At 59.2% G+C, this 24941-nt stretch carries 22 protein-coding genes; 15 read left to right on the plus strand and 7 right to left on the minus strand.

The window, feature by feature from the left end; translation table 11 throughout:
* Positions 1 to 168 precede the first annotated feature (168 nt).
* The 11 genes from glf to HMPREF2787_RS06270 all read left to right on the plus strand — a co-directional run bounded on the left by glf (position 169) and on the right by HMPREF2787_RS06270 (position 13814).
* Positions 169 to 1365: a UDP-galactopyranose mutase gene (gene glf / locus HMPREF2787_RS06220; protein ID WP_042388989.1), complete on the plus strand. Its 1197-nt coding sequence runs from the start codon at positions 169 to 171 to the stop codon at positions 1363 to 1365.
* A 36-nt stretch (positions 1366 to 1401) separates the two neighbouring features.
* Positions 1402 to 2331 carry an EamA family transporter gene (locus tag HMPREF2787_RS06225; protein WP_246824229.1) on the plus strand — a complete coding sequence of 310 codons (930 nt, stop codon included), beginning with the start codon at positions 1402 to 1404 and terminating at the stop codon, positions 2329 to 2331.
* Between the two features lie 182 nt (positions 2332 to 2513).
* Positions 2514 to 3527 carry an alpha/beta hydrolase gene (locus tag HMPREF2787_RS06230; protein ID WP_049171829.1) on the plus strand — a complete coding sequence of 338 codons (1014 nt, stop codon included), beginning with the start codon at positions 2514 to 2516 and terminating at the stop codon, positions 3525 to 3527.
* A gap of 200 nt (positions 3528 to 3727) precedes the next feature.
* The gene (locus HMPREF2787_RS06235; protein ID WP_070858781.1) at positions 3728 to 5788 is read left to right on the plus strand and encodes a glycosyltransferase; all 2061 of its coding nucleotides are present in this window, start codon (positions 3728 to 3730) and stop codon (positions 5786 to 5788) included.
* Positions 5772 to 6362 carry a phosphatase PAP2 family protein gene (locus HMPREF2787_RS06240; RefSeq protein ID WP_049190962.1) on the plus strand — a complete coding sequence of 197 codons (591 nt, stop codon included), beginning with the start codon at positions 5772 to 5774 and terminating at the stop codon, positions 6360 to 6362. Before HMPREF2787_RS06235 ends, HMPREF2787_RS06240 begins: the two co-directional genes overlap by 17 nt.
* Before the next feature lie 29 nt (positions 6363 to 6391).
* Positions 6392 to 7411 carry a decaprenyl-phosphate phosphoribosyltransferase gene (locus HMPREF2787_RS06245; protein WP_049193199.1) on the plus strand — a complete coding sequence of 340 codons (1020 nt, stop codon included), beginning with the start codon at positions 6392 to 6394 and terminating at the stop codon, positions 7409 to 7411.
* A gap of 470 nt (positions 7412 to 7881) precedes the next feature.
* Positions 7882 to 8925 (plus strand): alpha/beta hydrolase, encoded by a 1044-nt coding sequence (locus tag HMPREF2787_RS06250; RefSeq protein WP_049193152.1) that lies wholly within the window; start codon positions 7882 to 7884, stop codon positions 8923 to 8925.
* A 549-nt stretch (positions 8926 to 9474) separates the two neighbouring features.
* Entirely contained in the window at positions 9475 to 11586 is a 2112-nt protein-coding gene (locus tag HMPREF2787_RS06255) for an alpha/beta hydrolase-fold protein (protein ID WP_070858784.1), read from the plus strand.
* Between the two features lie 37 nt (positions 11587 to 11623).
* Positions 11624 to 12112 carry a DUF732 domain-containing protein gene (locus HMPREF2787_RS06260; protein WP_070858787.1) on the plus strand — a complete coding sequence of 163 codons (489 nt, stop codon included), beginning with the start codon at positions 11624 to 11626 and terminating at the stop codon, positions 12110 to 12112.
* A gap of 5 nt (positions 12113 to 12117) precedes the next feature.
* Positions 12118 to 13041: a cutinase family protein gene (locus tag HMPREF2787_RS06265; RefSeq protein WP_070858789.1), complete on the plus strand. Its 924-nt coding sequence runs from the start codon at positions 12118 to 12120 to the stop codon at positions 13039 to 13041.
* A gap of 215 nt (positions 13042 to 13256) precedes the next feature.
* Positions 13257 to 13814 carry a TM2 domain-containing protein gene (locus tag HMPREF2787_RS06270; protein WP_070602329.1) on the plus strand — a complete coding sequence of 186 codons (558 nt, stop codon included), beginning with the start codon at positions 13257 to 13259 and terminating at the stop codon, positions 13812 to 13814.
* Positions 13815 to 13832: 18 nt separating this feature from the next.
* Here HMPREF2787_RS06270 and HMPREF2787_RS06275 read toward each other — a convergent pair whose 3' ends face one another.
* The 7 genes from HMPREF2787_RS06275 to trmB form a co-directional block, all read right to left on the minus strand.
* Positions 13833 to 15197: a PFL family protein gene (locus HMPREF2787_RS06275; protein WP_070858791.1), complete on the minus strand. Its 1365-nt coding sequence runs from the start codon at positions 15195 to 15197 to the stop codon at positions 13833 to 13835.
* A 14-nt stretch (positions 15198 to 15211) separates the two neighbouring features.
* Positions 15212 to 15481 carry an ACT domain-containing protein gene (locus HMPREF2787_RS06280; RefSeq protein WP_016421638.1) on the minus strand — a complete coding sequence of 90 codons (270 nt, stop codon included), beginning with the start codon at positions 15479 to 15481 and terminating at the stop codon, positions 15212 to 15214.
* Positions 15482 to 15717: 236 nt separating this feature from the next.
* On the minus strand, positions 15718 to 17244 hold the full coding sequence (locus HMPREF2787_RS06285; protein ID WP_070858793.1) for a peptide MFS transporter: 1527 nt from the start codon (positions 17242 to 17244) through the stop codon (positions 15718 to 15720).
* 87 nt (positions 17245 to 17331) lie between these two features.
* Entirely contained in the window at positions 17332 to 17703 is a 372-nt protein-coding gene (locus HMPREF2787_RS06290; RefSeq protein ID WP_049171813.1) for a DUF3054 domain-containing protein, read from the minus strand.
* A 62-nt stretch (positions 17704 to 17765) separates the two neighbouring features.
* Positions 17766 to 18746: a lysylphosphatidylglycerol synthase transmembrane domain-containing protein gene (locus tag HMPREF2787_RS06295; protein ID WP_246824231.1), complete on the minus strand. Its 981-nt coding sequence runs from the start codon at positions 18744 to 18746 to the stop codon at positions 17766 to 17768.
* A 122-nt stretch (positions 18747 to 18868) separates the two neighbouring features.
* Complete coding sequence (locus HMPREF2787_RS06300; protein ID WP_049171810.1) at positions 18869 to 19552, minus strand: NYN domain-containing protein; 684 nt, start codon at positions 19550 to 19552, stop codon at positions 18869 to 18871.
* Positions 19553 to 19556: 4 nt separating this feature from the next.
* Positions 19557 to 20342, minus strand: a complete 786-nt coding sequence (trmB, locus tag HMPREF2787_RS06305; RefSeq protein ID WP_070858852.1) for a tRNA (guanosine(46)-N7)-methyltransferase TrmB — start codon at positions 20340 to 20342, stop codon at positions 19557 to 19559.
* 388 nt (positions 20343 to 20730) lie between these two features.
* On the opposite strand from trmB, the gene HMPREF2787_RS06310 reads away from it, so the two are divergent.
* From HMPREF2787_RS06310 to HMPREF2787_RS06325, 4 genes are all read left to right on the plus strand, one after another.
* Positions 20731 to 21273 (plus strand): hypothetical protein, encoded by a 543-nt coding sequence (locus tag HMPREF2787_RS06310; protein WP_070858796.1) that lies wholly within the window; start codon positions 20731 to 20733, stop codon positions 21271 to 21273.
* The gene (locus HMPREF2787_RS06315) at positions 21255 to 22283 is read left to right on the plus strand and encodes a hypothetical protein (protein ID WP_070858797.1); all 1029 of its coding nucleotides are present in this window, start codon (positions 21255 to 21257) and stop codon (positions 22281 to 22283) included. The genes HMPREF2787_RS06310 and HMPREF2787_RS06315 overlap by 19 nt, the downstream gene beginning before the upstream one ends.
* A gap of 34 nt (positions 22284 to 22317) precedes the next feature.
* The gene (locus HMPREF2787_RS06320) at positions 22318 to 22743 is read left to right on the plus strand and encodes a DUF6802 family protein (protein WP_070559850.1); all 426 of its coding nucleotides are present in this window, start codon (positions 22318 to 22320) and stop codon (positions 22741 to 22743) included.
* A gap of 298 nt (positions 22744 to 23041) precedes the next feature.
* Positions 23042 to 24877, plus strand: coding sequence for a phosphoenolpyruvate carboxykinase (GTP) (locus HMPREF2787_RS06325; protein WP_070858799.1), 1836 nt, complete (start codon positions 23042 to 23044; stop codon positions 24875 to 24877).
* The last annotated feature ends 64 nt before the right edge of the window (positions 24878 to 24941 follow it).

Below are 24941 nucleotides of genomic sequence, written 5' to 3' on the forward strand. Positions count from 1 at the left end.
GAAAATTATCAAATAATGTGACCAAACGAACGTTGGGCTGGGCTCACGTGGACGTCGTAAAGCCCGCGTGTACACCCGCAAACCGGATGGAAATGCAATAGGTTTTAAGGCGTGAGTAGCGAAAAGAACACCACTGCCAATGAATTTGCTCCGAAGTCCCTACAGGACATCAAGGACAACACCTACGACCTCATCGTGGTCGGTTCGGGTTTCTTCGGTTTGACCGTTGCTGAGCGGACCGCCACTGAGCTGGGTAAGCGCGTGCTCGTTGTCGAACGCCGCAACCACATCGGCGGCAACGCCTACTCGGAGGCAGAGCCGGAGACTGGCATCGAGGTGCATAAGTACGGTGCGCACCTGTTCCATACCTCTAATAAGAGGGTGTGGGACTACGTCAACCAGTTCACTGACTTCACCGACTACCAGCACCGCGTGTTCGCTATGTACAAGGGCACCGCATACCAGTTCCCGATGGGGCTGGGGCTGATCAACCAGTTCTTCGGCAAGTACTACAGCCCGGACGAGGCTCGTCAGCTGATTAAGGACCAGACCGATGGCCTGGATCCACGTGACGCGAAGAACCTTGAGGAAAAGGCCATCTCCCTGATCGGCCGTCCGCTGTACGAGGCCTTTGTCAAGCACTACACCGCCAAGCAGTGGCAGACCGACCCGAAGAACCTGCCGGCTGGCAACATCACCCGCCTGCCAGTTCGCTACACCTTTAATAACCGCTACTTCAACGACACCTACGAAGGTCTGCCTGTCGACGGCTACACCGCCTGGCTGGAAAACATGGTGACCTCCGACAAGATTGACGTCGTTGTCGATGCCGACTGGTTCGAGGTGCGCGACGAACTGCGCGCTGTCTCCCCGGACGCCCCGGTCGTCTACACCGGCCCGCTGGACCGCTACTTCGACTACGCAGAGGGCAAGCTGGGTTGGCGCACGCTGGACTTCGAGATGGAGGTTGTCAACACCGGCGACTTCCAGGGCACTCCAGTGATGAACTACAACGACGCGGATGTGCCGTACACCCGTATCCACGAGTTCCGCCACTTCCACCCGGAGCGCGATTACGTCAAGGATAAGACGGTAATTGTTAAGGAATACTCCCGCTTCGCCGACGATGGCGACGAGGTGTACTACCCGATCAACACTCCGGAAGACCGCGAGATGCTGGAGGCCTACCGCAAGCTCGCCGCAGCAGAAGCGCAGGAGAACAAGGTTCTCTTCGGTGGTCGTCTGGGCACCTACCAGTACCTGGACATGCACATGGCGATCGGCTCCGCGCTGTCGATGTTCGACAACAAGATTGCGCCGTTCTTTAACGACGGCGAAGCGATCGAGCAGGAGCGCGGGCACTAATTTGCCGCTTCCGGCTCCCGCGCTAGTATTGCGCGAGTGTCGCGTGAGAAAAGCCAAACCGAAGTTCCCCAACAGGGGCCATTGCTGCAGCGTGTGAACAAGTTTCTCACCCTGCCAGTGGCACCTGTCATTCTGGTTCTTATCGGTTCTCTTGGTACCCAGGCTGCAGCCGTGCTGGTCACTGGCATGCTTTCCACGGTCGGCGCGCCGGGCATATCGGGCCTGCGCATGACCGCCGCCGCCATCATTATGGTGGTTCTGTTCCGGCCAAAACTGTCCGGGATGACCCGCGCCCGCGCCATCAACATCGTGGTCTACGGCATCGCCATGGGCATGATGAGCATGATGGTGTACGCAGCCATCGCGCGCCTCCCGCAGGGCGTCGCCGTCACCATCGACTTCCTCGGCCCCTGCGTCGTGTCCTTCCTGGGGCTGAAAATGTGGCGCTCCCGCCTATGGGCCATCGTCGCTTTCATCGGCGTTGCCCTGATTGCCCAGCCCTCCAATGACCTTGACATTATCGGCATTGGTTACGCCGCAATCGGTGCAATCTTCTTCGGCGCTTACACGCTCTTCTCCGCCCGAATGGGCAGCACCGAGGGCGGCGGCATGCCCGACCTGGCGCTGTCAGTGGTCGTCGCAGCAATCGTGCTCGCGCCATTTTCTGTTTCCGCTGCACCGCTTGTCGACGGTTCGATGTGGGCCACCATCGTTATTTCCGGGTTTATTGGCGCTGTTATTCCCTACGTGATGGACACCATCGCTGCGGGGATTGTCTCAGCGGCGGTCGTCGGCACGCTCTTTGCACTGGACCCGGTCATCGGTGCAATCCTGGGCTGGGCGTTTTCCGGTGACCGAGTGACTTGGTCCATGGCGCTGGGCATCGTGCTAATCGCGGCGGCTGGCGCGATTATTACCTGGCGCGGGGCGCGGGAGTCGCGCGAGCTGCGGGGGCTTGCGCAGTAAAAATGCGGATACCAGAACCCGCCGAAAAGTGGGGTCTCGACGTGTTTTGCTGGAAAACGACAGTGAATGCGGGTAAGTTTGTCGAAGATTTATTGTTTCTTAAGGTAATTCCCTGAAGCGGAAACACGCCTGATAGTTCCCACCGGCCGTGGGGAATCGCACATTGTGAGGAGAATGCACACGTGAAAATCACCTCTACTTTCCGTGGTTGGCGTCGAAAGGTTGCAGCCGTTGCGTCCGCAGTAGCTGTGGCCGCGTCTGCATTGACCATGGCGCCGGCCGCGAGCGCGGCGGGTGACCGAGGCTCGCTGCGCCCGGGTTGTGAGTGGGATTCGTACCAGTACTTCACCCAGAAGTGCCAGGTTTATTCGCCGGCCATGGACCGTAATATTCCGGTTCAGATTGTGGCCTCTGCCAATGGTGGTAACAAGGCTCTCTACCTGCTAGATGGTCTGCGTAGCCCGGCTGATGCCTCTGACTGGGTGGAGCACGGTAACGCCCCACGTACTTTTGAAGGATCCAACGTCAACCTGGTTATTCCAGGTGGTGGCGGCGGTAGCTTCTACACCGACTGGAAGCGTCCGTCGGTTAGTGTGCACGGTCCGTTTGTAAACATGTGGGAGACCTTCTTAACTCAGGAACTGCCGGTTTACCTTGAGCGTGAGTTCGGCATTTCTCGCACTGGTAACTCCATTGCAGGTCTGTCCATGGGTGCATCTGCTGCACTGTCGCTGGCATACAACCACCGAGACCAGTTCGGTCAGGCTCTTGCCTTCTCCGGTTACCTGCACACCACTGCGCCGGGTATGACCACGGCAATTGAGGCTGCTCAGCTGTCGGCTGGCTACAGCTCCTTCGACATGTGGGGTGCGCCTATGTCAGCGGAGCGTGTCCGTAATGATCCGTACCTGAATGTCGAGAAGATGAAGGGGCTGGATCTGGTTATTACCTCGGCAAATGGTGTTCCGGATGAGGTTCGTGACCCGAAGAATCTCTACCGGGTCGTCCCGAAGGCCGGCGGCGTTGCGCTGGAGTCGCTGTCCCGCTTGTCCACCCGCGAGTTTGAGTTGCGTGCTCGTACCTCCGGTCTGGATGCCACGTTTGAATACGAGCAGACCGGTATCCACGATTGGCCGACCTGGGATCGTAACCTCCAGAACTCCAAGGCCCGCATCGAAGGTTTCCTCGGAGCTTAAAACTACAAACTGAACGAAAAAGCCCCTATGTGCAGCAGATAGTCCGCAGCGCGTAGGGGCTTTCACATTCTGGGCTGTCGCTAGCGTGGCAACAAGAGGCAATCCGCCACGGGCACTAGGATGCTATGAGATAGAAACGTCGGTAACTTATCGGCGGCAACACCCCCGGTAGACCTTTCGGAAAGTGGTTGATACGTCTCATGGCATCACAGCCTGAACAAAAGCGGACACATACCCCGACAACGTCGTCAAGCCTTGCCGTTGAACGCCTGCAGCGGATTTTGCTGCCAAAGTTGGGTGAGCCCCGTGATGTCCGCTCGCTCTACTTGGTTGAGCCGGAGACTAATGCCGGTCGTGTGCAAGCGCATTCGCGCACGTCAGCCACTGTTCCGGCGGGTGATGAAGTTAGTTTTGAAACCTACTTCAATGCTTTTCCGGCCAGCTACTGGCGCCGGTGGACGAATCTGGACAATGTTGTCCTGCGCCTGGAGCTGTCCGGTACTGCGCGCGTAGACATCTACCGTTCGAAGATTGACGGTGCGCGCATCGCCGTGACCGGCGAAGTTGTCGGTGATCTGGGTGCGGCGGCTGAAGGCGCGGAAGCCAAGGTGGACGGCAAGGATGTGCACGTCTGCGAAATCCCAGTACCGCTGACGCAGTTTGAAGACGGCGGCTGGATTTGGTTTGACCTCACCTGTGAGACGGACGTGGTAATCCACTCCGCAGGTTGGTACTCCGATATCGAGGCACCGAGCCAGACGTACCCGGACGGCACAGAGCATCCGGCGCCGGAGGGGCGCGTCACTATCGGTATCCCGACGTTCAATCGCCCGACCGATGCAGTTGCTGCTCTTGAGGCGCTGTCCTCGGATTCTGAGGTCGATGCCATCATCGATGCTGTTTTGATGCCTGATCAGGGCACTAAGCACCCGGCAGATGAGCCGGGCTTCGATGCTGTCGCCGAGCACTTTGGTGACCGCCTGCGTATTTTCCCGCAGGGAAATCTCGGTGGTTCCGGCGGGTACTCCCGCATTATGTATGAGGCCCTGGGCGGTCCGGATTCGGATTCGAAGCGTGCGACCGATAGTCCGTTCATTCTCTACATGGATGACGACATCGCCATCGAACCGGATTCCATTCTGCGTGCGGTTGCTGTCGGCCGGTTCGCGAAGTCCCCGATGCTGGTCGGCGGTCAGATGCTGAACCTGCAGGAGCGCAGCCACTTGCACTCGATGGGTGAAGTCATCGGCCGCCATGACTTCATGTGGACTTCCGCTCCGCACGTCCACTATGACCACGACTTTTATGCGCACCCACTGCGCGATCGCGGGGAGCACGGCACTAACGCAACCGGTGAGGTTGTCGATTCGAAGGATCTTCACCGTCGCATCGATGTTGAGTTCAACGGCTGGTGGATGTGCCTGATTCCGCGCGTCGCCGCTGAGACAATCGGTCAGCCACTGCCGCTGTTTATTAAGTGGGACGATGCCGAATACGGTTTGCGCGCAGGTAAGGCAGGCTTTCCGACGGCCACGTGGCCGGGCGTCGCAATTTGGCATATGGCCTGGTCGGACAAAGACGATGCGATTGATTGGCAGGCGTACTTCCACCTGCGCAACCGCTTGATTGTCGCGGCTCTTCAGCACGAGGGCGATGCTGCCGGTATCGTGCGTTCCATGCGCAAGGCCACTTTCAAGCACCTTCTGTGCCTGGAGTACTCCACTGTTGCCATCCAGAACGAAGCCATGAAGGACTTCCTGGCAGGCCCGGAGCACCTGTTCGATATTCTCGAGTCCTCGCTGCCGCGCATCAATGCCCTGCGCAAGAGCTTCCCCGACGCGGTTGTGCTGCCGAGCGCAGGCGATCTGCCAAAGCCCTCCGGTATTCCGGGGGTTCCGACAAAGGATGTCGGTGGTCGTCTGGGCAAGCTGAAGAAGGTCGGTTGGCTGGCCAAGGGTCTGCTGCACAGCGTGCGCCCGGAAAACTCCGAGCACCATGCGGTGCCGCAGGCAAACCTGGCGCCGCTGGAGGCTCGTTGGTTCTCCCTGTCGCGTCTGGATGGCGCAACGGTCACCACCGCTGATGGCCGTGGCGTGGTGTATCGCCAGCGTGACCGCGACAAGGCCAAGGCTCTGCTGGAAGAATCCTGGGAGCTGCAAAAGCAGGTTGAGGAGCGGTTCGAGCAAATGCAGGCACGCTACCGCGCAGCCTATGACGATCTGACCAGTAGGAAGGCCTGGGCGAATGTCTTCGAAAATTAAAGGCGATCCGTTCGGCGAGTCCGACGTTCTCGTTAATATTCAGCACACGCTTAACGACGTCCCGGGTGTGCTGCCCACCGCGCGTGCCATGAGCTATTTCGGTGAGCACGCCCTTGGGTGGATGGGGCTCGCTGCCCTCGGGGCGGCGGTGGATAAGGAGCGACGCATTAGCTGGGCAAAGGTCGGTGTGGCCGCCTTTACCTCGCATGCGGCATCGGTGGTGCTTAAGCGCATTGTCCGTCGCCCGCGTCCCCATGACCGTCGTATAGCAATCGGCGTTGGTACGCCAAGCAAGCTGAGTTTCCCGTCCTCGCACGCGACGTCGACGACGGCGGCGCTGGTGGGGATTGCAAAGTTGGGTTACCCGGCAGCACCGGCCGTGGGCGTGCCGGCGATTATGCTCTCCCGCCTGGTGCTGGGAGTTCATTACCCAACCGATGTCGCTCTCGGAGCAGCGCTGGGTACAGCCACTGCTCTTGCGGTGGACAAGATAGGTGATAAGGTCATCGAGCCGAAAAAGGCGCAGCATAACCAGGGTGGACAGCCCTCCATTGCGGAAAGGAATGCACAGTGACACAGGCGGAGAACGACAACTTGGCCAATGTGTCGGCCAACCAGCGGCAAGCTTCTCAATCAAGGATTGGGTCCGAGCCGCACACTTCCGGTATCGATGAGCCTGCGCACCCGCAGGGGCATCCGCCGAAGAATCTGTTGGACGGCATGATCAAGGCGCTTCGCCCGAAGCAGTGGGTGAAGAATGTCCTGGTCATTGCGGCTCCACTGGCAGCCGGCAACGAGATCATGGACTCGGGACGTTCGATCGGTACGCTGACCGTCGACATCCTGGTGGCGTTTGTGGCCTTCTGTTTGGCCGCATCGTCGATTTACCTGATTAATGATGCCCGCGATGTTGAAGCTGACCGGGCGCACCCAACCAAGCGCTTCCGCCCAATTGCCGCTGGCGTACTGCCGGTGAGCATGGCGTACATTATGGCGGTCGCACTGATTATTGGTTCGATTGCGGTGTCCTGGTTTGCCTCTGAGGGGCCGGGGCTAGCAATTGTTGTGGCTGTATACATTGCACTGCAGCTCGGTTACTGCTTTGGCCTGAAGCACCAGCCGGTGATTGATATTGCGCTGGTGTCCTCGGGTTTCATGCTGCGTGCAATGGCCGGCGGTGTTGCTGCCAACATCAACCTGTCCCAGTGGTTCTTGCTGGTTGCCGCCTTTGGTTCGCTGTTCATGGCAGCCGGTAAGCGTTACGCTGAGCTGCTGTTGGCAGAGCGCACGGGTAAGAAGATTCGAAAGTCGTTGCAGGGTTACACCGCGACTTACCTGCGCTTTGTGTGGACCCTCGCTGCGACCGCCGTGGTGCTGAGCTACGCGCTGTGGGGCTTTGAGATGGGCCGCGCGCCGGGCACTTCATCGACTTCGGCTATTTGGTACGAGATCTCGATGGTTCCATTCACTGTGGCCATCCTGCGCTTCGCCGCCGACGTTGACCGTGGTGATGCGGGAAGCCCGGATGAGATTGCGCTCAAGGACCGACCGCTGCAGGCACTGGCCGTCCTGTGGCTGCTGTCCATTGCCATCGCTGTCTACGCTGTCCCGACTCTGGGGTAGTTCCCAGTTCTTATCCCTTTAAGCGAACTGCGATTTCCGTCGGGTTCTCGTCGGGTTCTAGTCGGGTTCGGTTGGTAGCTGAAAGCCCATGCACCGAGGGGTGCATGGGCTTTTTTGTGCCTAGCTAATACTTACGTTGTGTTTGGGGTTCTTGTAGGCGTGTTTTAGGTTTCTCAGTCAGTCCTACGGATTAGTCGGGGCGGAATTACAATTTTGTAATTCCATGCTGGTAAACATTGTTTCTCCTTGTGGTGGATAGTTTTGAGGGGAAATGTGAGAAATATTACGGAATGATTACGATTTAAACTTGGATGTAGGGAAACGATTGAGTATCGTTACATACTCGAGATTCTTTTGTGGGGTCTCCAGTTGTCGCGTCACAACTGGAAGCAGAAAAGCGAAAGCTCGCGTAAGCGACTGCCTCCGAAAAGTCTGGCGCGGAGGTAAGTCCGAAAGTAAAGAGGAGAACGATGAGCTTTACTGCAGTGAGTCGTAACTTCACGGTGAAGGTCGTAGCTGCCCTTGTGGCTGTTGCAATGGTGTTTGGTGGCATCATGCTCGCATCCGCGAAGGATGCGAGTGCTGATCCAAACCGTGATCGACTGCGTCCAGGCTGTGAGTGGGATCCATACAACTGGTGGGTTCAGTACTGCCAGGTCTTCTCGCCGGCTATGAACCGCAATATTCCGGTTCAGATTAAGGCGGCTACTGGTGGCGGCGATGCGTCCCTGTACATGCTCGACGGTCTGTGGGGCTTTAATAAGGGCGCGTCCGGTTGGATTTGGTCGGGTCACATTGCTCAGACCTTCGCCAATGACAACATCACTCTGGTTGCGCCGGCTGCTGGCGATGGCTCCTTCTACACCGACTGGAATACCCCGGCTGTGACTGCTGAGGGTCCGAAGATCCAGAAGTGGGAGACCTTCCTGACTCAGGAGCTGCCGGTCTATCTGCAGCGTGAGTTTGGTGTCAACCCGAACCGCAACGCAATCGCTGGTTTGTCCATGGGTGCGGCTGCGGCGGTTTCTTTGGCAGCCCGCCACCGTGACCAGTTCAAGCATGTTACTTCGCTGTCCGGTTACTACCAGATGTCGAACGAGGTAGTTGCTACGGGTACCACTGCAATGGTGGCTAGCACTGGTGTAGTGAATCCGACTGGCATGTGGGGTCTTCCGGTTCCGGCTTCGGCGGAACGCCAGGCCCATGACCCTTCGATGCTGCTCGACCAGCTCAAGGGGCTGCCGATGTATGTTTCCTCCGCCCAGGGTGTTCAGAGCCTGTGGAGTGATCCGGAGGTTTTGAACCGTCCGGTGCCGCAGCTCCCTGACACCGTCTGGCGTGCCGTGATGGAGTCCGTATCCCGCGCTTCGACGCAGCGCTTTGAGCAGGATGCTCGCGCTGCCGGCCTCAATGCGCAGTTTGTCTACAGCCCGAACGGTATCCACTCGTGGGAGCTGTGGGGTCGTGATGCCGCGCTTGCTCGCCCGCACATTCTTCGGGCGCTGGGCCTTTAGGTCGATAGTTATTTCAGGGCGCTCTGGCGCGCTGACCTAGCGCTGGTGCTGGATGACTTCTTAAAGGGGCTAGCTTCTTAAGAAGTCTCAATTTTGAAGAAAGACCAATCCTTTTGTTGGGATTGGTCTTTTTTCTGTGTCGAGTCCGGGTTTGGATGCTGAGCGGAAGGTGTGGGTAACGGCCTACAGAGGGGCGCAAAGAGTTGCGCTGTCAAAGCTTGAATTCAGTTCCTTTTGCGTGTGTCTCCACGGTTTTTACCCGTAAGAGGGTAAACATGAGAGTCGAACCTTAAAGTAAAGGGTGAAGCTATTCAGGTAGCTATACCGTTTGTTTCGCAGAACGTGTGTGAGATTCTTCGTGCAGCGGCACGCCGGAGGAGGGGAACCTTCGGATACGTTGCTGGTCACCACGTAATTCTGCGAAGCCGAACGGTAAACGCATAGCTCTAGCGCCGCGTGATGCTATCTGCAGGTGCCTAACCGGCGCCGGTGCAACACTCAACGTCTCAAATAATTTCAACCAGCGACTTTGTAAAGGGAAGCCCTCTTATGCGCGTAACCGCTAGATTCCTCCGTGGTGGCCTCGGCAACAGCCGGAAGTCATCGCGGGCGTTGACCGCACTTTTGGCACTACCGTTGACTCTCGCTCTCGGTGCCCCTGCTGCAGTGGCGGCTCCCGAGCCAGCTCAGCCAGGTCTGCCTAGCTACGAGGAACTTCAGGCCGTTCAGGGGCAGTTGGCGCAATCTGGAGACCTGGGAGACCTTGCTAAGGCCGCTGAAGCAGCGCAAGCTGCTGGTGCGCAGCTACCTGGCCTGGGTATGCCGAAGCCGATGCCAGGGCCGGAGCGTACGCCATTTAAAGTCGATACTCCCGCAGTGGCGAACCTCCCCAGCGGAGTCAGCGTAGACAAGGTCGAGTGGTACACAGATCACCACGTCATTGCGCACATTCGCTCGGCTGCCATGCCGGAGAAGCCAATCCAGGTTGAGATTTTGCTGCCGCGCGATTGGTATCGCGACAAGGACCGCACATTCCCGAGCGTCTACCACCTTGACGGTATGGCATCGTTTGATGACTACTCCGGTTGGATTCGCGCTACTAATATCGAGCGCTTCTACGAGGACAAGAATGTCCTGGTGGTTATGCCTGCCGGCGGTACATCGTCCTTCTACTCTGACTGGGATCAGCCGGATAACGGTCAGAACTACAAGTGGGAGAGCTTCATCACTAAGGAGCTCGTGCCGGTTATCACCAACGGCTTCCGCGGCAACGATGAACGCGGCATCATCGGTATCTCCATGGGAGCCACCGGTGCTTACAACGTCGCAGCGCACTCGCCGGAGCTGTGGAAGTTTGCCGGTAGCCTCTCTGGTTACCTGGACATGACTTCGCCGGGCATGCCGCAGGCAATCTCTCTGGCGATGAAGAACACCGGTGGCTATGACGCGACGAAGATGTGGGGCCCGCTCGGTTCGCAGCGTTGGAAGGACAATGATCCGAAGCTGAACATCGACAAGCTCAAGGGCATGTCGCTGTACATCTCGGCGGGTAACGGCAACACCGGTGAGTGGGACGTGCCGTCGCAGATCGATCCGACGAAGCCGGACAATCCGACCGGTTACGCATTGGAAGTGCTTTCCCGCATGACCAGTGAGACCTTCATCCGAAATGCTCGCGAAAAGGGCGTCGAGCCGGTTGTGAACTTCCGGAGCTCGGGTACTCACACCTGGCCGTACTGGCAATTCGAGGTCAGTCAGGCCTGGCCAACGCTGGCCGATGCACTGCAGTTGCCGGAGTCCGATCGTGGCGCGGTCTGCCGTGTAGGCGGCGAGATTGAGAAGGCCGTCGCATCGCTGCCAGGAATTGGCACCTGCCTGTCGGATGAGTATGGCGTCGCCAAGAATGGCGTGGCTCAGGACTTTACCGGCGGTACCGCCTACTGGCACCCGGATTCCGGGGCACATGTGGTCTGGGGGCGCATCGGTTCCCGTTACAACGAGCTCGGTGGTCCGTCCTCGCCGCTCGGCTACCCAGTGACCAACGAACTGGCTACGCCGGATGGCTCGGGACGCTTCGTTCACTTCGAAAAGGGCTCGATTTACTGGACTCCGGAAGGCGGAGCCCACGAAGTCACCGGCGACATTATGAACGTCTGGGGCAAGGCCGGCTTCGAGACCGGTCCGCTGGGCTACCCAGTCGCCAACCACCGCGATATTCCGGGCGGTGTCGCCCAGGACTTCCAGGGTGGCACCATCGTCAAGATCGGCGGCGAAGAACCTCGCATCGTGCGTGGTGAAATCGGCCGTGTCTACAAGGAGCTCGGTGGCGCTGAGTCCGATTTGGGTCTGCCTGTCGACGGCGACGAGGTCAAGCTCGCCCGCGGCGCTTTCCAGCGCTTCGAACACGGTGCCATTTACTGGACTCCGGAAACTGGTGCACAGCCGGTGCGCTCCAACGACATCACTGACCACTGGGGCAGCACTGGCTACGAAAATGGCCCGTTCGGCTACCCGGTCGGCCCACTGCAGCCAGTCAAGGCCGGCGGTCTTGAGCAGCAGTTCGAGGGTGGCTGGATTCGTCAGCTCAACGGCAAGATTGTCGAAGAGCGCAATAAGCCAGAAGCGCCGGCCCCAGCCGCCGACAACGGTGATGACAAGTAAGCCAACCAAAGCAGGGCACTGAATAAGGGATAGACAAATGTCCATGAACAAGTCCTTCCGGACACTGGCTACAACCACAGCTGTTGCGCTGCTGACCTTCGGAGTGGCCGCCTGTGGCAGTTCCACAGTGGAATCTTCGGAGGTCACCTCGTCAACGACTACGAAGACCTCCACGACGTCGTCAAGCACGAAGACTTCTGCGCCGAAGTCGAGCGAAAAGTCTGCGCCGGAGATCACAGATCCCCAAGCTAAGCGCGTGGACGAAGCGCCCGATGGGCAGATGAAGCTCAGCGAGGCGGACGATTCATACCTCGGAGCGCTGGAAAAAGCGGGAATCGATGTTGATGGGGTGGAGGATCAGCTCATCGGTACAGGTCGCGCGGCATGCGCGGACGCACCGGAGGAGGAGCGTCAAGTCATCGCGCTGGCGATTGCCGGCCAGCTGGTCGCACAGGGGCGCTCACAAGAAAGCGCCGAAGAAGTGGCGAAGACTATTGCAAGCTCCGCTAAAAAGGCGTATTGCTAGCACTCATGCGTAAAGTGCTGACAATTCTGGCGGTCATTGTGCTGGTGGCCGCTATTGGCTTCGGCGTAGTGCAATGGCTCAACGACGACCAAGGCGGTCAAACCCCACCGACCCCCGGCGACGATGGCGGGGTTCTGGCCGAACAACCCGAGTGGTGCCCGGCGGTAGAAGTTATCGCCGTGCCCGGAACTGCGGAATCGCGTGCTGACGATGATCCGATGGCCCCGACCGCGAACCCGCATTCGCTGCTGCTTGGCCTGACGAACTCGATCTCAGGGTCCTACTCGGAGGGTGATGTCAAGGTCTGGACTACGCCGTACCCGGCACAGATTAAGACGCATCAGCTGCCCGACCAACTCACTTACGATGATTCGCAGGCAGTCGGGCGCGATGTCACCGCTAAGGAAATGGCTGACTTGCACGGGCAGTGTCCACTGACGGACTTCGTCCTGATGGGCTTCTCCCAGGGGGCAGCTATCGCAGGTGATTTGGCCTCTGACATCGGCAATGGCCGCGGTGTAGTTCCGGCCGAGCGCATTGCGGGCGTGGCTCTGTTGGGCGACCCGCGGCGTGACCCCAACCAGGGCGTGAACCAGGGCGTTCCGCTGGCTGGTGTGGGCGTCGAGCTGTCATTGCAGCCGCTCGGCGGTATTGTGCAGGCTGTGGTTCCGGGCGCAACGATGCGCGGTCCACGAGACGGCTTTGGGCCACTTAATGACAAGATCCAGAATGTCTGCGTGCCATCGGACTCCTTCTGTGATGTGCCTCCGGGAGTGGCCGATGCGATTGCACGAGCGCAGGAGATGATTGCCGGCGCGGGTGCGCACGCAACCTACGCCACCAATGATGTTGCAATTCCGGGGACGACTCCGCTGGCCTGGACTGAGGGTTGGGCTCGCGAACTGATTGAGCAATCGCTGGCGCGGTAGTAGGTGCAGCTCAAAATGTGCGAGACGCCCCCGACGGGGACTTGCTGTTAGAATCTTGCTCAAGAACTGGTGTTTAATATTCCAAAACAACAGTTTCACTAAAATTTCGAAAGAAATTGACAAAGTTGCAGGAAGCAGTCTGACGGAACCGGTTATTATCGCCCAAGGAACTGCTGTTCATGACCGGGGAAATCTAGGCGAAAAGGTAGGGTGCAATGACGAATCCGACAAACCCATATGGAGATTTCGACGAAGACGGTATGCCGAGGTCCAAGGGGAAGTTCGCTAACAGCTCAGGTGCTTACAGCTCCGGTATGCCGTACTCGGATCCATACCCACCGCAGCAGCCGAACGTGGGGCAGGGCTATCAGGACCCGAGCCAGCACAATTTCCACAACGGGTACTCGAACCCGTATCAGAGTGGTTACCCAAACCAGCAGGTGCCGGCGTATTCCGCTGGCTTCAGCGGCCCGAACCCGCACCAGGGCTACGGGGTCGCAGGTTCCCCTGTCTCGGATAAGTCCAAGATTGCAGCGGCTCTGCTTGCCTTCTTCCTGGGCACCCTCGGTGTTCACAATTTCTACCTGGGGCACAACTCGCGTGGTGCTATTCAGCTAGCACTGACGGTATTCGGCTGGATTACCGCCATTTTCCTGGTTGGCTTCTTCCTCATTATCGGCGTCAGCATTTGGGCATTTATCGAGTTCATTTTGATTCTCGTCGGTAGCGGCTCCTACGCCTATGACGCAAATGGGCGCCGCCTGCAATCGTAGGAGCCTCGTCCGAAGCCACTAGTTCCTGAAGCCGTGCACCGGCGCGGGGATGTAGCCGCCGCGGGCAATGAACTCGGCATTGCCCTTGGCATTGACATCAATGACCGGCGCGTAGCCGAGCAGACCACCGAAGTTCACCTCATCGCCCGGGTTGGTACCCGGCACCGGAATGAGGCGGGCTGCGGTGGTTTTGTGGTTCATCACGCCGATGGCGGCCTCGTCGGCAATCATGCCGGAAATCGTGGTCGCAGGCGTGTCTCCCGGGATCGCAATCATGTCGAAGCCCACCGAGCAAATAGAGGTCATCGCCTCCAGCTTGTCCATGCTGATCGACCCCGCGCGCACAGCGTCAATCATGCCCTTGTCCTCAGAGACCGGAATGAACGACCCGGACAGTCCACCGACGCGTGAACACGCCATCAGGCCGCCTTTCTTGACGGCGTCGTTAAGCAGTGCCAGCGCGGCAGTGGTGCCGTGCGTGCCGACCTGCTCCAACCCCATATGCTCGAGAATATGAGCGACGGAGTCGCCCATCTCGGCGGTCGGCGCGAGCGAGAGATCCACGATGCCAAAAGGCACGCCCAGGCGCTCCGACGCCATCGTGCCGACCAGCTGACCCGTGCGTGTGATCTTGAACGCTGCCTTCTTAATCTCCTCGGCGACTTCGTTAAAGCTGGCGCCATGCAGATCGCCGAGCGCGCGATCGACCACACCCGGACCCGAAACGCCGACGGACACGACACAATCCGGCTCTCCAACGCCGTGGAACGCGCCGGCCATGAAAGGATTGTCGCCCACCGCATTGGCGAAAACCACCAGCTTGGCACAGGCAATCGAGCTGCGGTCAGCGGTTTGCGCCGCAGCTTCCTTCACTACCTCGCCCATGCGGCGCACCGCATCCATGTTGATGCCCGCGCGTGACGACGCAACGTTGACCGAACTGCACACCAATTCGGTCTCGCTAAGAGCGTGGGGAATGGAGTCGATGAGCCGCTTCTCGCTGGTGGTCGCGCCCTTTTCGACGAGCGCCGAGTAGCCGCCGAGGAAGTTCACCCCAGAATCGCGGGCGGCGCGGTCGAGCGCCTTGGCAACCACTGTGGGATCGCCTTCGCAACCGGCCGTGATGAGGGAAACTGGTGTGACGGAGATGCGCTTATTGACGATCGGAATGCCCAGCTCCGCCTCGATACCCTCGCAGACCTCCACGAGGCGAGCGGCCTGCCTGGTTACGCGGTCATACACCGCCTGTGCGGTGGCTTCCATTTCAGAGCGAGAGCACTCGAGCAGGGAAATGCCCATGGTGACCGTCCGGATATCCAGACGGTACTTCTCGATCATGTCAATGGTGTCGAGGAACTTAGATTGCGCGAAGTTGAAATCCATCCTGGTCGCGCCCTTTAAATCTCGTTGACGGCGTTGAACAGCGCCTCAGACTGGATTCGAATGACAAGCCCCTCCCGCTTGCCGACGGAATCCATGTAACCCTGCAGCGTGCTGATAGGGGTGGCCTTCTCGTTGAACTCCACCCGCAGGATCATGGTGAACCATTTATCCATGAGGGTCTGGGAAACATCGACGATGTTGACGTCCTGCTCCGCCAGAGCAGTGGTGACGGCGGCGATGATGCCGGTGTGATCCTCGCCGGTGACGGTAATGATGGCAAACATGGCCTCAATTTTAGCCGGTGGGGAGGTGGGAAAAATCTGTGGATGGCGGTTGTGCTGGTGGCAAGTTTGTGGCGAAGCATGTTCAGGGCCACCCAAAACACTTCACGACACCTATGTCACCTCGTGCCATCTGTGGAGGCGGCATGAGGTGACATAGGTGTCGTGAAGTGGGGAGGAGGGGGAGGGGCGTGGGCGTGGGCTGTGCCAGAGCGGGGGCCAGCCTTACGGAGCCAGCCCTACCGGACGTCGACGAACTCCTTGACAATCCACTTGCGCAGTGCGAGCAGAATCAAGCCCAGGACAACCGAGGCGATACCCAGGGTGATGAAGAAGGTGTTCTCAGCAGCGGCATCCTCATAGTTGTAGAAGCCGGCCAGGGTGCCTGCCAGTGAAGTACCCATAGCGACTGCCATCAGCCAGACGGCCATCATGCGCGACGGGAATGCTGCCGGAGCGACCTTGGTAGCAAGGGCGTTGCCGACCGGGCTCAGCATGAGCTCACCCATGGTGAACAGGAAGAGAATCCAGATAATCGCATACAGCGGAGTGGAGTTCTCACCGCCACCGGAGAATGGGATGAAGAAGAACAGCGAGATACCGATGATGATGTTGGCGACACCGAACTTCACTGGGGTGGACCACTGGCGGTCACCAAGCTTGGACCAGGCGGCTGCAAAGACCATCGAGAAGGCGATGATGAAGATCGGGTTGATCGAGTTAATCCAGGCCGGGGACATTTCCCAACCGAAGATCTCGCGGTCGAGGCGGATATCTGAGTAGATGGCCAGCACCGTGAACTGCTGCTGGAAGATACCGAAGAACAGCACGCCTGAGACGAACATCGGAATAAAGCCAATCAGGCGAGTCTTCTCCGGAGCCGTCGTAAGTGGCGAGGAGTACATCTGCCACCACAGCACCACAGCGGCGATCAGTGCAATCACTGTGACCACAGTGGAAAGAGTCGTGACCGGAACAATTCCGGTGGAAACCAGCGTAACCGAGACAACAGTGATCACCACTGCGATGCCAATCCATACCGGGTACTGCTTCTTCGGCAGCGGGTTCGGAATCTCATGGCCAGCCTCGGCGATGGTGGACTTGCGCATCAGGATGTACTGAATCAGACCGGCAGCCATACCGATAGCGGCCAGGCCGAAGCCCCAGTGGAAGCCCTTCATGCCCCAGATCCAGCCGGTGAGCAGTGGGCCGAACAGGGCACCGATATTGACGCCCATGTAGAAGATGGAGAAGCCGGCATCACGACGCGGGTCGTCCTTGGCGTAGAGCTGACCCAGCACGACCTGTGCGTTGGTCTTCACACCGCCGGAGCCGATTGCGATGGAGACAAGGCCAATAGCCAGGCCAATCACGCCGGGGATGAATGCCAAGGAGATGTGGCCAAACATGACCAGGATGGCGGAGTAGAACAGTGTCCGCTCCGAGCCAAGGATACGGTCAGCAACCAGAGAGGCAACGAGTGCGGCCATGTAGACAAGACCGCCGTAAGCACCGACGATGGAGGTAGCAGCACCCTTGTCCAGGCCGAGACCGCCCTGAGTGGTCTCGTAGTACATGTAGAAAGCCAGGATGGCCTGCATGCCGTAGAAGCTGAAGCGCTCCCACATTTCGATGCCGAAGAGGTTGGCGAGACCCCACGGTTGGCCCATGAAGGTACGGTCTTCGCTGGACCCTGCGGGGTTATGAGTTCGTTGGGTCTCAGCAGTTGGTTGATTGCCGAGAGCCTCGTCAGAAGATTTGTCCATTCTTCAATTATCGAGGCGGAGTGCAAAAATTAAAAACCAGATTTAGTCAGTGAACTAAACCGAAGGGCTAGGGATGGGTCCGAAGGCTTAGTCCAGAGACTTACGAGCAACCGCATTCGACGCTGCTCGCCAACCCAGCAGCAGCAAGGCGCTCATGACTGAGGCAACCAGAATGAAGGACCAGTGCGGGACTGCCGAATTGCGGGTGGCCCACACAGCTAGGCCGACGACGACAGTGCCGAGCCACACAATTGCGCCTGAACTCACTGCACGCGGGTTCGGCTCGTTCTTAATCAGCGCGGTGCCCAGGAGGACACCGAATGCGAACGGCCACCAGGTATCGAGGATATTGATGAAGGTAAAAGAATCCTCGGGAGTGTTGTGAGCCAGGCGCGCTAACACGGCGAAAATAAAGATGGCGAGGATGTCAATCAAGAACGTCGATACGCGTGTGTTCATGCTTCTTAGTCTAGCGACCCCTCAGATTGGTGGGGGACCAGCGACCAGCGGCGAGGAAGCCATTAGCGGTCAGCGACTGGCTGATGCTCGGGCTGATCCTTGTGGTCGAAGCCGAGGGCGTAGATAATCCAGCCCACAATTGCCACTAGGACGAAGGAAACGATGCGGTAGACCAGCACCGCTGCAAAGGCCTCGGCGCCGGTGGTGCCGCCTGCGATGAGAGCCGCGGTCAAAGCGGCCTCGACAGTGCCGATGCCGCCCGGTGTGGCCTGGATGAAACCTGCGAGCTTGCCGGTTACGAAGGCCAGCAGCACCTTCGTAGCGGAGATGTCATCGACACCAACGGCCCGGATGGCGGCGTAGAGACAGACGATTTCCGCGACCCAGTTGATAAAGGACCAGGTGAAGGAAAGGGCCAAAGTTTGTACGGGCAACTTCACGCTGGTCAGCTGTTTGACGGACTCTTCAAGTCGGTCGACATCGGTGTCCGCGGGCTTCTTTCGAATCTTGTTAAAGACACGTAGACACCATGCACCTGCCTTGTTGAGGAAAGCCGGGTTCTGCGAAATCCGCCACAGCAAAATGGTGGCTAGTAAAACCGCAATTGCCATAGCGATGAGCACTGCGGTCGTGCCACCCTGTCCGACGAAGAAGAGGCTGCCAAGCCCCAGAAATGCCAGACCTAAAAACGACAACGCGCCCGAAAAAAGCACGAACCAGCTGACAAGGACCGCGGATGCGCCCCACTGCATCATGCGCTTAATCTGCAGCGCCGTGGAGAATGCGGCACCACCGGGAACGGTGACCGCCCACGCGTTGGATGCGAGGGTTAGCGCATTGGTGCTACGGCGAGTGGCTGCTTTTACGCCTCCAGCCCGCAACAGCAGACGCATCACTTCCGCCATCGCGTAGAGCGAAAAAGCCACGGAAAAAATGGCGATGAACAGCCACTTAGCGTCGACATCCGCAAGGATTTGGAGCCCCTGGACGACGCTGTCCCAGTTTCTTACCGTCAAGACGATACCGGCAATCACGAGGGCCACGAGGATTATCGATCGTAGCCAGCTCGAATTGCCGGTTTTGAGGACTTTTTTAAGTCGTGACATAAATAAGAAGCCTGTTCGTCTTCCTGTTCGTCTCCCTAGACGTCGCCGCGGTGGTCTCCCTAGTCGTCGTTCTTGCCGTCGCGCTCCTTGAGCAACGACGTGAGCGGACGGAACGGCTGCAGCCACGCACCGCCATCAGGCAGGCGGTCGAGATCGATACGCGGTAGCGGCTCGCGGAAGACGCCCTTGATTTCCTCCAGGTCAACGAAGCGAATCGCATCGGAGGCCAGCGCCCAGGAAGCGTGCTCGTGAAAACCGATGACGGTTACCCGAATCCCCTCGGATGCGAGCTTTTCCAGCAGCTCCTGGAAATTCTGGCCATCGGCGGACGCAACGACGACACTGCGCAACACGCCCTCGTCGTAACGCCGTTGGATGTGCGCAATCATGTCCGGGTCAACGTCGGTGTCCTCTTCGATCTTCGGCTTTGCGAAGACCGCGAAACCGACATTGCGCAGAGCCTCGACCCAGGGGCGGACAATCTCCGCTGAGCCCGGGTTGACGTTGGTGAATACCGTGGCCTCGGGGAGGACATCGGAACCGATGTTGTGGGATACGCGCTCGGCTTCGTCGATAAGCCATTTGCCCACGGCGTCGAAGCGCGGGCGGTGTGCGGCGGTCGGGCGGGATCCCAAAATGGCGCCGAGCCCCATGTCCAAGTTCGGGGCATCCCACACGAGCAGTGCGGTGGGGTGCGTCTCGGTGGTGTTGTAGCTGGCAGAGGTGTTTTGGGTAGTGCTCATGTTCCTATGCCTCTTTCTTGCGCCAGATGAACTCGTGGATGTCGTGGTCGAGGTTCAGGCCGCGGGCTTCGAACTTGGTCGTCGGTCGGTCGAGAAGCATGGGGGATTCCGGCCAGGGCCAGTCGATAGGCTCGAGCGTCGGCTCGACCTCGCGGAGCTCCTCGATCCACTCTGCGTAGTCCGCATGGTCGGTGGCGGCGTGGAAAATGCCGCCGGGCTTCAGGCGCGAAGAAATCAGGCGCAACGTGCCGGACTGTACAATGCGGCGCTTGTGGTGGCGTGCCTTCGGCCACGGGTCCGGGAAGAACAGGCGCACGCCGGCCAGCGACTCCGGCTCGATCATGCGCTGCAAAACCTCAACGCCGTCGCCGCGGACCATGCGGATGTTCGACACCTCATTGCGCACGGTGGCGGAGAGCAGCTTCGCCAGGCCAGGGCGGTAGAGCTCAACGGCGATGATGTTGTGGTCCGGTTCTTGCGGAGCCATAGCCACGGTGGATGTGCCGGTGCCGCAGCCAATCTCGACGATGGTCGGGCCCTTGCGGCCGAACCATTCCTCCACGTCAATAACTTCGTCGGAGAGGACCTTGCCGTAAGTGTCCCAGTTGTCTTCCCAGATTTTTTCCTGGTTGGGGGTCAAAGTGCCGCGGCGGAAGGACAGATTGCCGATGCGCGGGTAGTCAAGACCGTCGTCGAATTGGGTCTTTTCCGGACGACCTGCAGGCAATTCGCCCTTCTTCGGCTGGCGCTCATGCGATTGTTCCGTCTGCTTGTCGCCCTGTGTTGGCAATGGTTCAGATTCCCGCGAAACCGCAGGCTGTTCGATATTTTCAGAAAAATCAGAAGTAGTCACGCTCCCTATTGTCCACGACAACGGTCAACTATCCAATCATTGCCCCTAGGATTTTTGTTGTTGTCCTGGCGGTTTCACTTCGGTTGACGATGCCGCGTCGTCCCGAACTGGCGGCATGGCGGGACAAGTTGTTTTGTCGACTTGCCGAATCCGCGGTCCGCTGTAGGCTGAACGCGAAGCCGCGCTTATTCGTTGGTTGAAGCGGTGCTTGGGGTCTGCCTAGTGCAGTGTTTCAGGGCGCGGATTCTGGCCCACGGGCCGTATGGGGGTTACGCAGGTTTTTAACTAAACCACGCAGGGGATTTATGGGAGGGGACTAGGCCGGATGGACCTTATTTCCGCAACTGACGTCACGGAAACAACACAGCCGTCAACAGGATCTACATCGTCGTCGTTGCGCGCCGCTGTGGTGGACTGGCTGTCAGAACGGCAGGTCACGCACTCGGACACCACACACACGAGCGGTGCGGAGGTATGCGTCGCCAAGGCGCTTGAGCGTGAGAAACGGCCATCGATAATCTGCGCGCGATTGCGCAGGGGCGTGCGCGAAACCGCTGTGCGCGAGGCGTTTTCGCAATGTCACGCGGAGCTGGCCGACAAGCTGTCCGTCCCTGTCGCGCTGGTCATCGAGCAACAACCGATTCGCCATTCGCTTGCCGACGAGTATTGCGACATCACCACAAACGAGACAGCTGAACACACCTTTTTGTTCAGCTCCGCGTTGCGGAAGATTGCTGAACGCCACGGGGCGAAAGGCGGATCACGCGATGATGACAGGCTACTCGCGGTGCAGTTGACTGAGATCGCGGCGGCCTTTCCCGCGGCTAGAGACAGCCTGGAGGAGCTGTTATGGCAGCACCGGACGTAGTTGAGCCACTCCCGGTCTCGGCGGAGGGGTCTGAGCAGCCACCGCTTCTTGTCACCAAAGCCGGGGACGCAGCGGACCGCGCGGAATTCTCGCAGATTGTTGATACTGCGACTCCGCCACGTCGCCTGGAGTTCGTGGATAAACGCAGCGCCGTCGTGCTCTATGTTGCAGACAGCGAGGTGCAGCCCACGCGGGAGTGCGTCAGCACGATTGCAGCAATTAGCCAAGCCACCGGCCGTGTTGCAGTTGGCCTGATTGGCAATGGTGAGTATGCCGAGGCCTGGCGTCAGGAAATCGACAGCACAATCCCGATGGGAGCGCTGGACGAGAGGATGGCCAGAACCCTGGTTCTGCTGGCAGAAGGCCCGCCCAGAAACCCGGGGGAAACACTGAGTGCGCGCCGGGCTCGAAATGTGCGAGCTCAGCTGGCACAGGAGCGATCGCGCGGAGCCGGGGCGGCGGCGCGATTGCAGCGGAAGATGCAGTTGGCAGCTGAGAGTGCAGTGCAGGATGCACTCCAGGAAGTGGCTGACGGCTCCGCAGGTGATCAGGCGGAACTTCAGGGTCGTGCCGAGGTCGCAGCGACGTGGCTGCAACAGCGGTGTGGCGACGAATTGGGTCTTCGTGTGGAAGTCTCAGTGCCCGCTCCAGCAAGCCCGGCTCGCCCCAGTTATGCCATGGACGCTCTGGTGGCGGTGGCATCGCTTGGCGTGGCGGTCGGTGCAGTGCGGATCGTCCACGGATTGCTGATGTGGATTGGGGTGCCGACGCTTGCGGCGCAGCTGGTCGCACTTGCAATAGGCCTCGGTGTTGCGGTGGTGGCGGTGGGCGCAACGATTCGTCGTAACGCACGCCAACGCACCGCGCAGTGGCGGGCAAATTACCTTGCCCATCTGCGACGAAGATGGACACAGTCCGTGGAGATGACGGTGCGTGAGGCCCTTGGTGCGCGGGGTCCGGGATGGCGAATAGAGCAGCTGGCGGAGTACACCGGAACGCCTGCACGATAGCTGTGACAGCGAAGAGAAATAGGGGGATATTACGATGGATGAGTTTTCTTTACTGCAGTACTTTTCCGATCAACCCGCGTCCGATGGCGGGGTGGAGGCGCGTTCGCTCGCTACTCCGTGTGGTTTGGAGGCGGCGACACCGATTGATGGGCAGTCGGCGGACGTTGGTGGCGCCGGGCTGGTTGTGGAGGTCGATGGGCAGCTGTACGACCTCGGCGACGACGAGGGGTCAATTACGCTTGCCGACGATTCCGGGTTGTCAATCTATTCAGATCTGGACGGTGACGGCACGGTGGATCACGTTACGACGGTCCGTTTTGACGGCACTTGGGAGTCTTGGAGCAGTGATGATGTGAGGGCTGCTGACGCGATGGGCGAAGCAGCAGTGGAACCGGCATCAGCCGCGGGGAAGTGGGATGCGTACTCATGGGAGCAATCCGCTCGGGGCAGCTGGGACTAACGACTTTGGAACCACGGTGCGCGGGGGTACCCGTGTCTCGGTTGCTTACAAATGGGGGTAACTGCACCCAAAGGGTTAATGGTTGTCAATTTATGTGGTGAGGCTGGCCTTATTCACTGGTTATGGCCGTAAATGAACAGGTCGCAAGAATGGGGCGAGGAAAATTATTTGTTGTAAAGCTGTGATGTAACGGCTTGTAAATGCGGGAACGAGCAGATTGTCGATGTGGGGCCCGGCAACTTTCGGTATCCCCCGGTAGCCTTAAATTAAGACGCGAATCAATGAGTCAGGAGAACTGATGTCCGCACCTTCTATTCCTGGTCTCGAGGGCCAGGCCCCGACCGAGAACTCCGAACTGCTGCGCTGGATTGCTGAGGTCGTAGAACTGACCCAGCCAGACAAGGTTGTCTTTGCTGATGGCTCGGAAGAAGAGTGGAACCGCCTTACCCAGGACCTGGTTGATAAGGGAACTCTTATCAAGCTGAATGAGGAAAAGCGCCCGAACTCTTTCCTTGCCCGCTCTAACCCGAAGGACGTTGCTCGTGTGGAGTCCCGCACGTTCATCGCTTCTGAAAAGGAAGAGGACGCTGGCCCGACCAACAACTGGGCGGATCCGGTCGAGCTGAAGAAGGAAATGACCGAGCACTACCGCGGTTCCATGAAGGGCCGCACCATGTTCGTCGTTCCGTTCTGCATGGGTCCGATCACCGACCCGGAGCCGAAGCTGGGTGTTCAGCTGACCGACTCGGAGTACGTGGTTCTCTCTATGCGAATCATGACCCGCATGGGTCAGGATGCCCTGGACAAGATTGGCCCGGACGGAGACTTCGTCCACGCTCTGCACTCCGTTGGCGCTCCGCTGGAGGAGGGCCAGGAGGACGTTGCATGGCCGTGCAACGATGAGAAGTACATCACCCAGTTCCCGGAGACCAAGGAGATTTGGTCCTACGGTTCCGGCTACGGCGGAAACGCCATCCTGGCCAAGAAGTGCTACGCACTGCGTATCGCTTCGGTCATGGCCAAGGAAGAGGGCTGGATGGCTGAGCACATGCTCATCCTGAAGCTCACTAATCCGGAGGGCAAGGCCTACCACATCGCCGCTGCATTCCCGTCTGCATGTGGTAAGACCAACCTGGCTATGCTGACTCCGACCATCGAGGGCTGGAAGGCCGAGGTCGTCGGCGACGACATTGCATGGCTGAAGTTCGGTGAGGACGGTCGCCTGTACGCTGTTAACCCGGAGAACGGCTTCTTCGGTGTTGCGCCGGGCACCAACTACTCCTCCAACCCGAACGCCATGAAGACCATGGAGGCCGGTAACACCCTGTTCACCAACGTCGCACTGACCGACGATGGTGACGTCTGGTGGGAAGGCGTGGAAGGCAAGCCGGATCACCTCATTGACTGGAAGGGCAATGACTGGACTCCGGATTCCGACGAGCTGTCCTCGCACCCGAACTCCCGTTACTGCACCCCGATTTCGCAGTGCCCGGTCGCCGCACCGGAGTACGACGACCCGCAGGGTGTCCCGATCGACGCCATCCTGTTCGGTGGCCGCCGCCCGGACACTGTGCCGCTGGTAACCCAGGCACTGTCCTGGAACCACGCAACCTTCATCGGTGCAACCCTGGCTTCCGGCCAGACCGCTGCTTCCGCTGAGGCCAAGGTCGGCTCCCTGCGTCACGACCCGATGGCAATGCTGCCGTTCATTGGCTACAACGTCGGTGACTACCTGCAGCACTGGATCGACATGGGCGCCAAGGGCGGCGACAAGATGCCAGAGGTCTTCCTGGTCAACTGGTTCCGCCGTGGCGAAGACGGCCGCTTCCTGTGGCCGGGCTTCGGTGACAACTCTCGCGTTCTCAAGTGGATCATCGACCGCATTGAGGGCCGTGTTGGCGCCAAGGAGACCGTTGTTGGTCACACCGCTAAGGCAGAGGACCTGGACCTGACTGGCCTGGACATCGACTTCGCCGATGTCAAGGAAGCCCTGAAGGCACCGGCTGCTAAGTGGCAGGGTGACCTCCCGGACAACGAGGAGTGGCTGAAGTTCCTCGGCGACCGCGTTCCGCAGGAGGTCTGGGACGAGTTCGAGGCTCTGAAGGCCCGTATCGAGAAGAGCCTGCAGGACTAAGATCTTGCTAGCTAGCCTTGCTAAAAGCTAGAACCTAGAACCACCCCCTTGTTGCCCGAAGTGG

This window comes from Corynebacterium sp. HMSC061H03 (assembly GCF_001838215.1).
GTDB classification, from domain to species: domain Bacteria; phylum Actinomycetota; class Actinomycetes; order Mycobacteriales; family Mycobacteriaceae; genus Corynebacterium; species Corynebacterium jeikeium_D.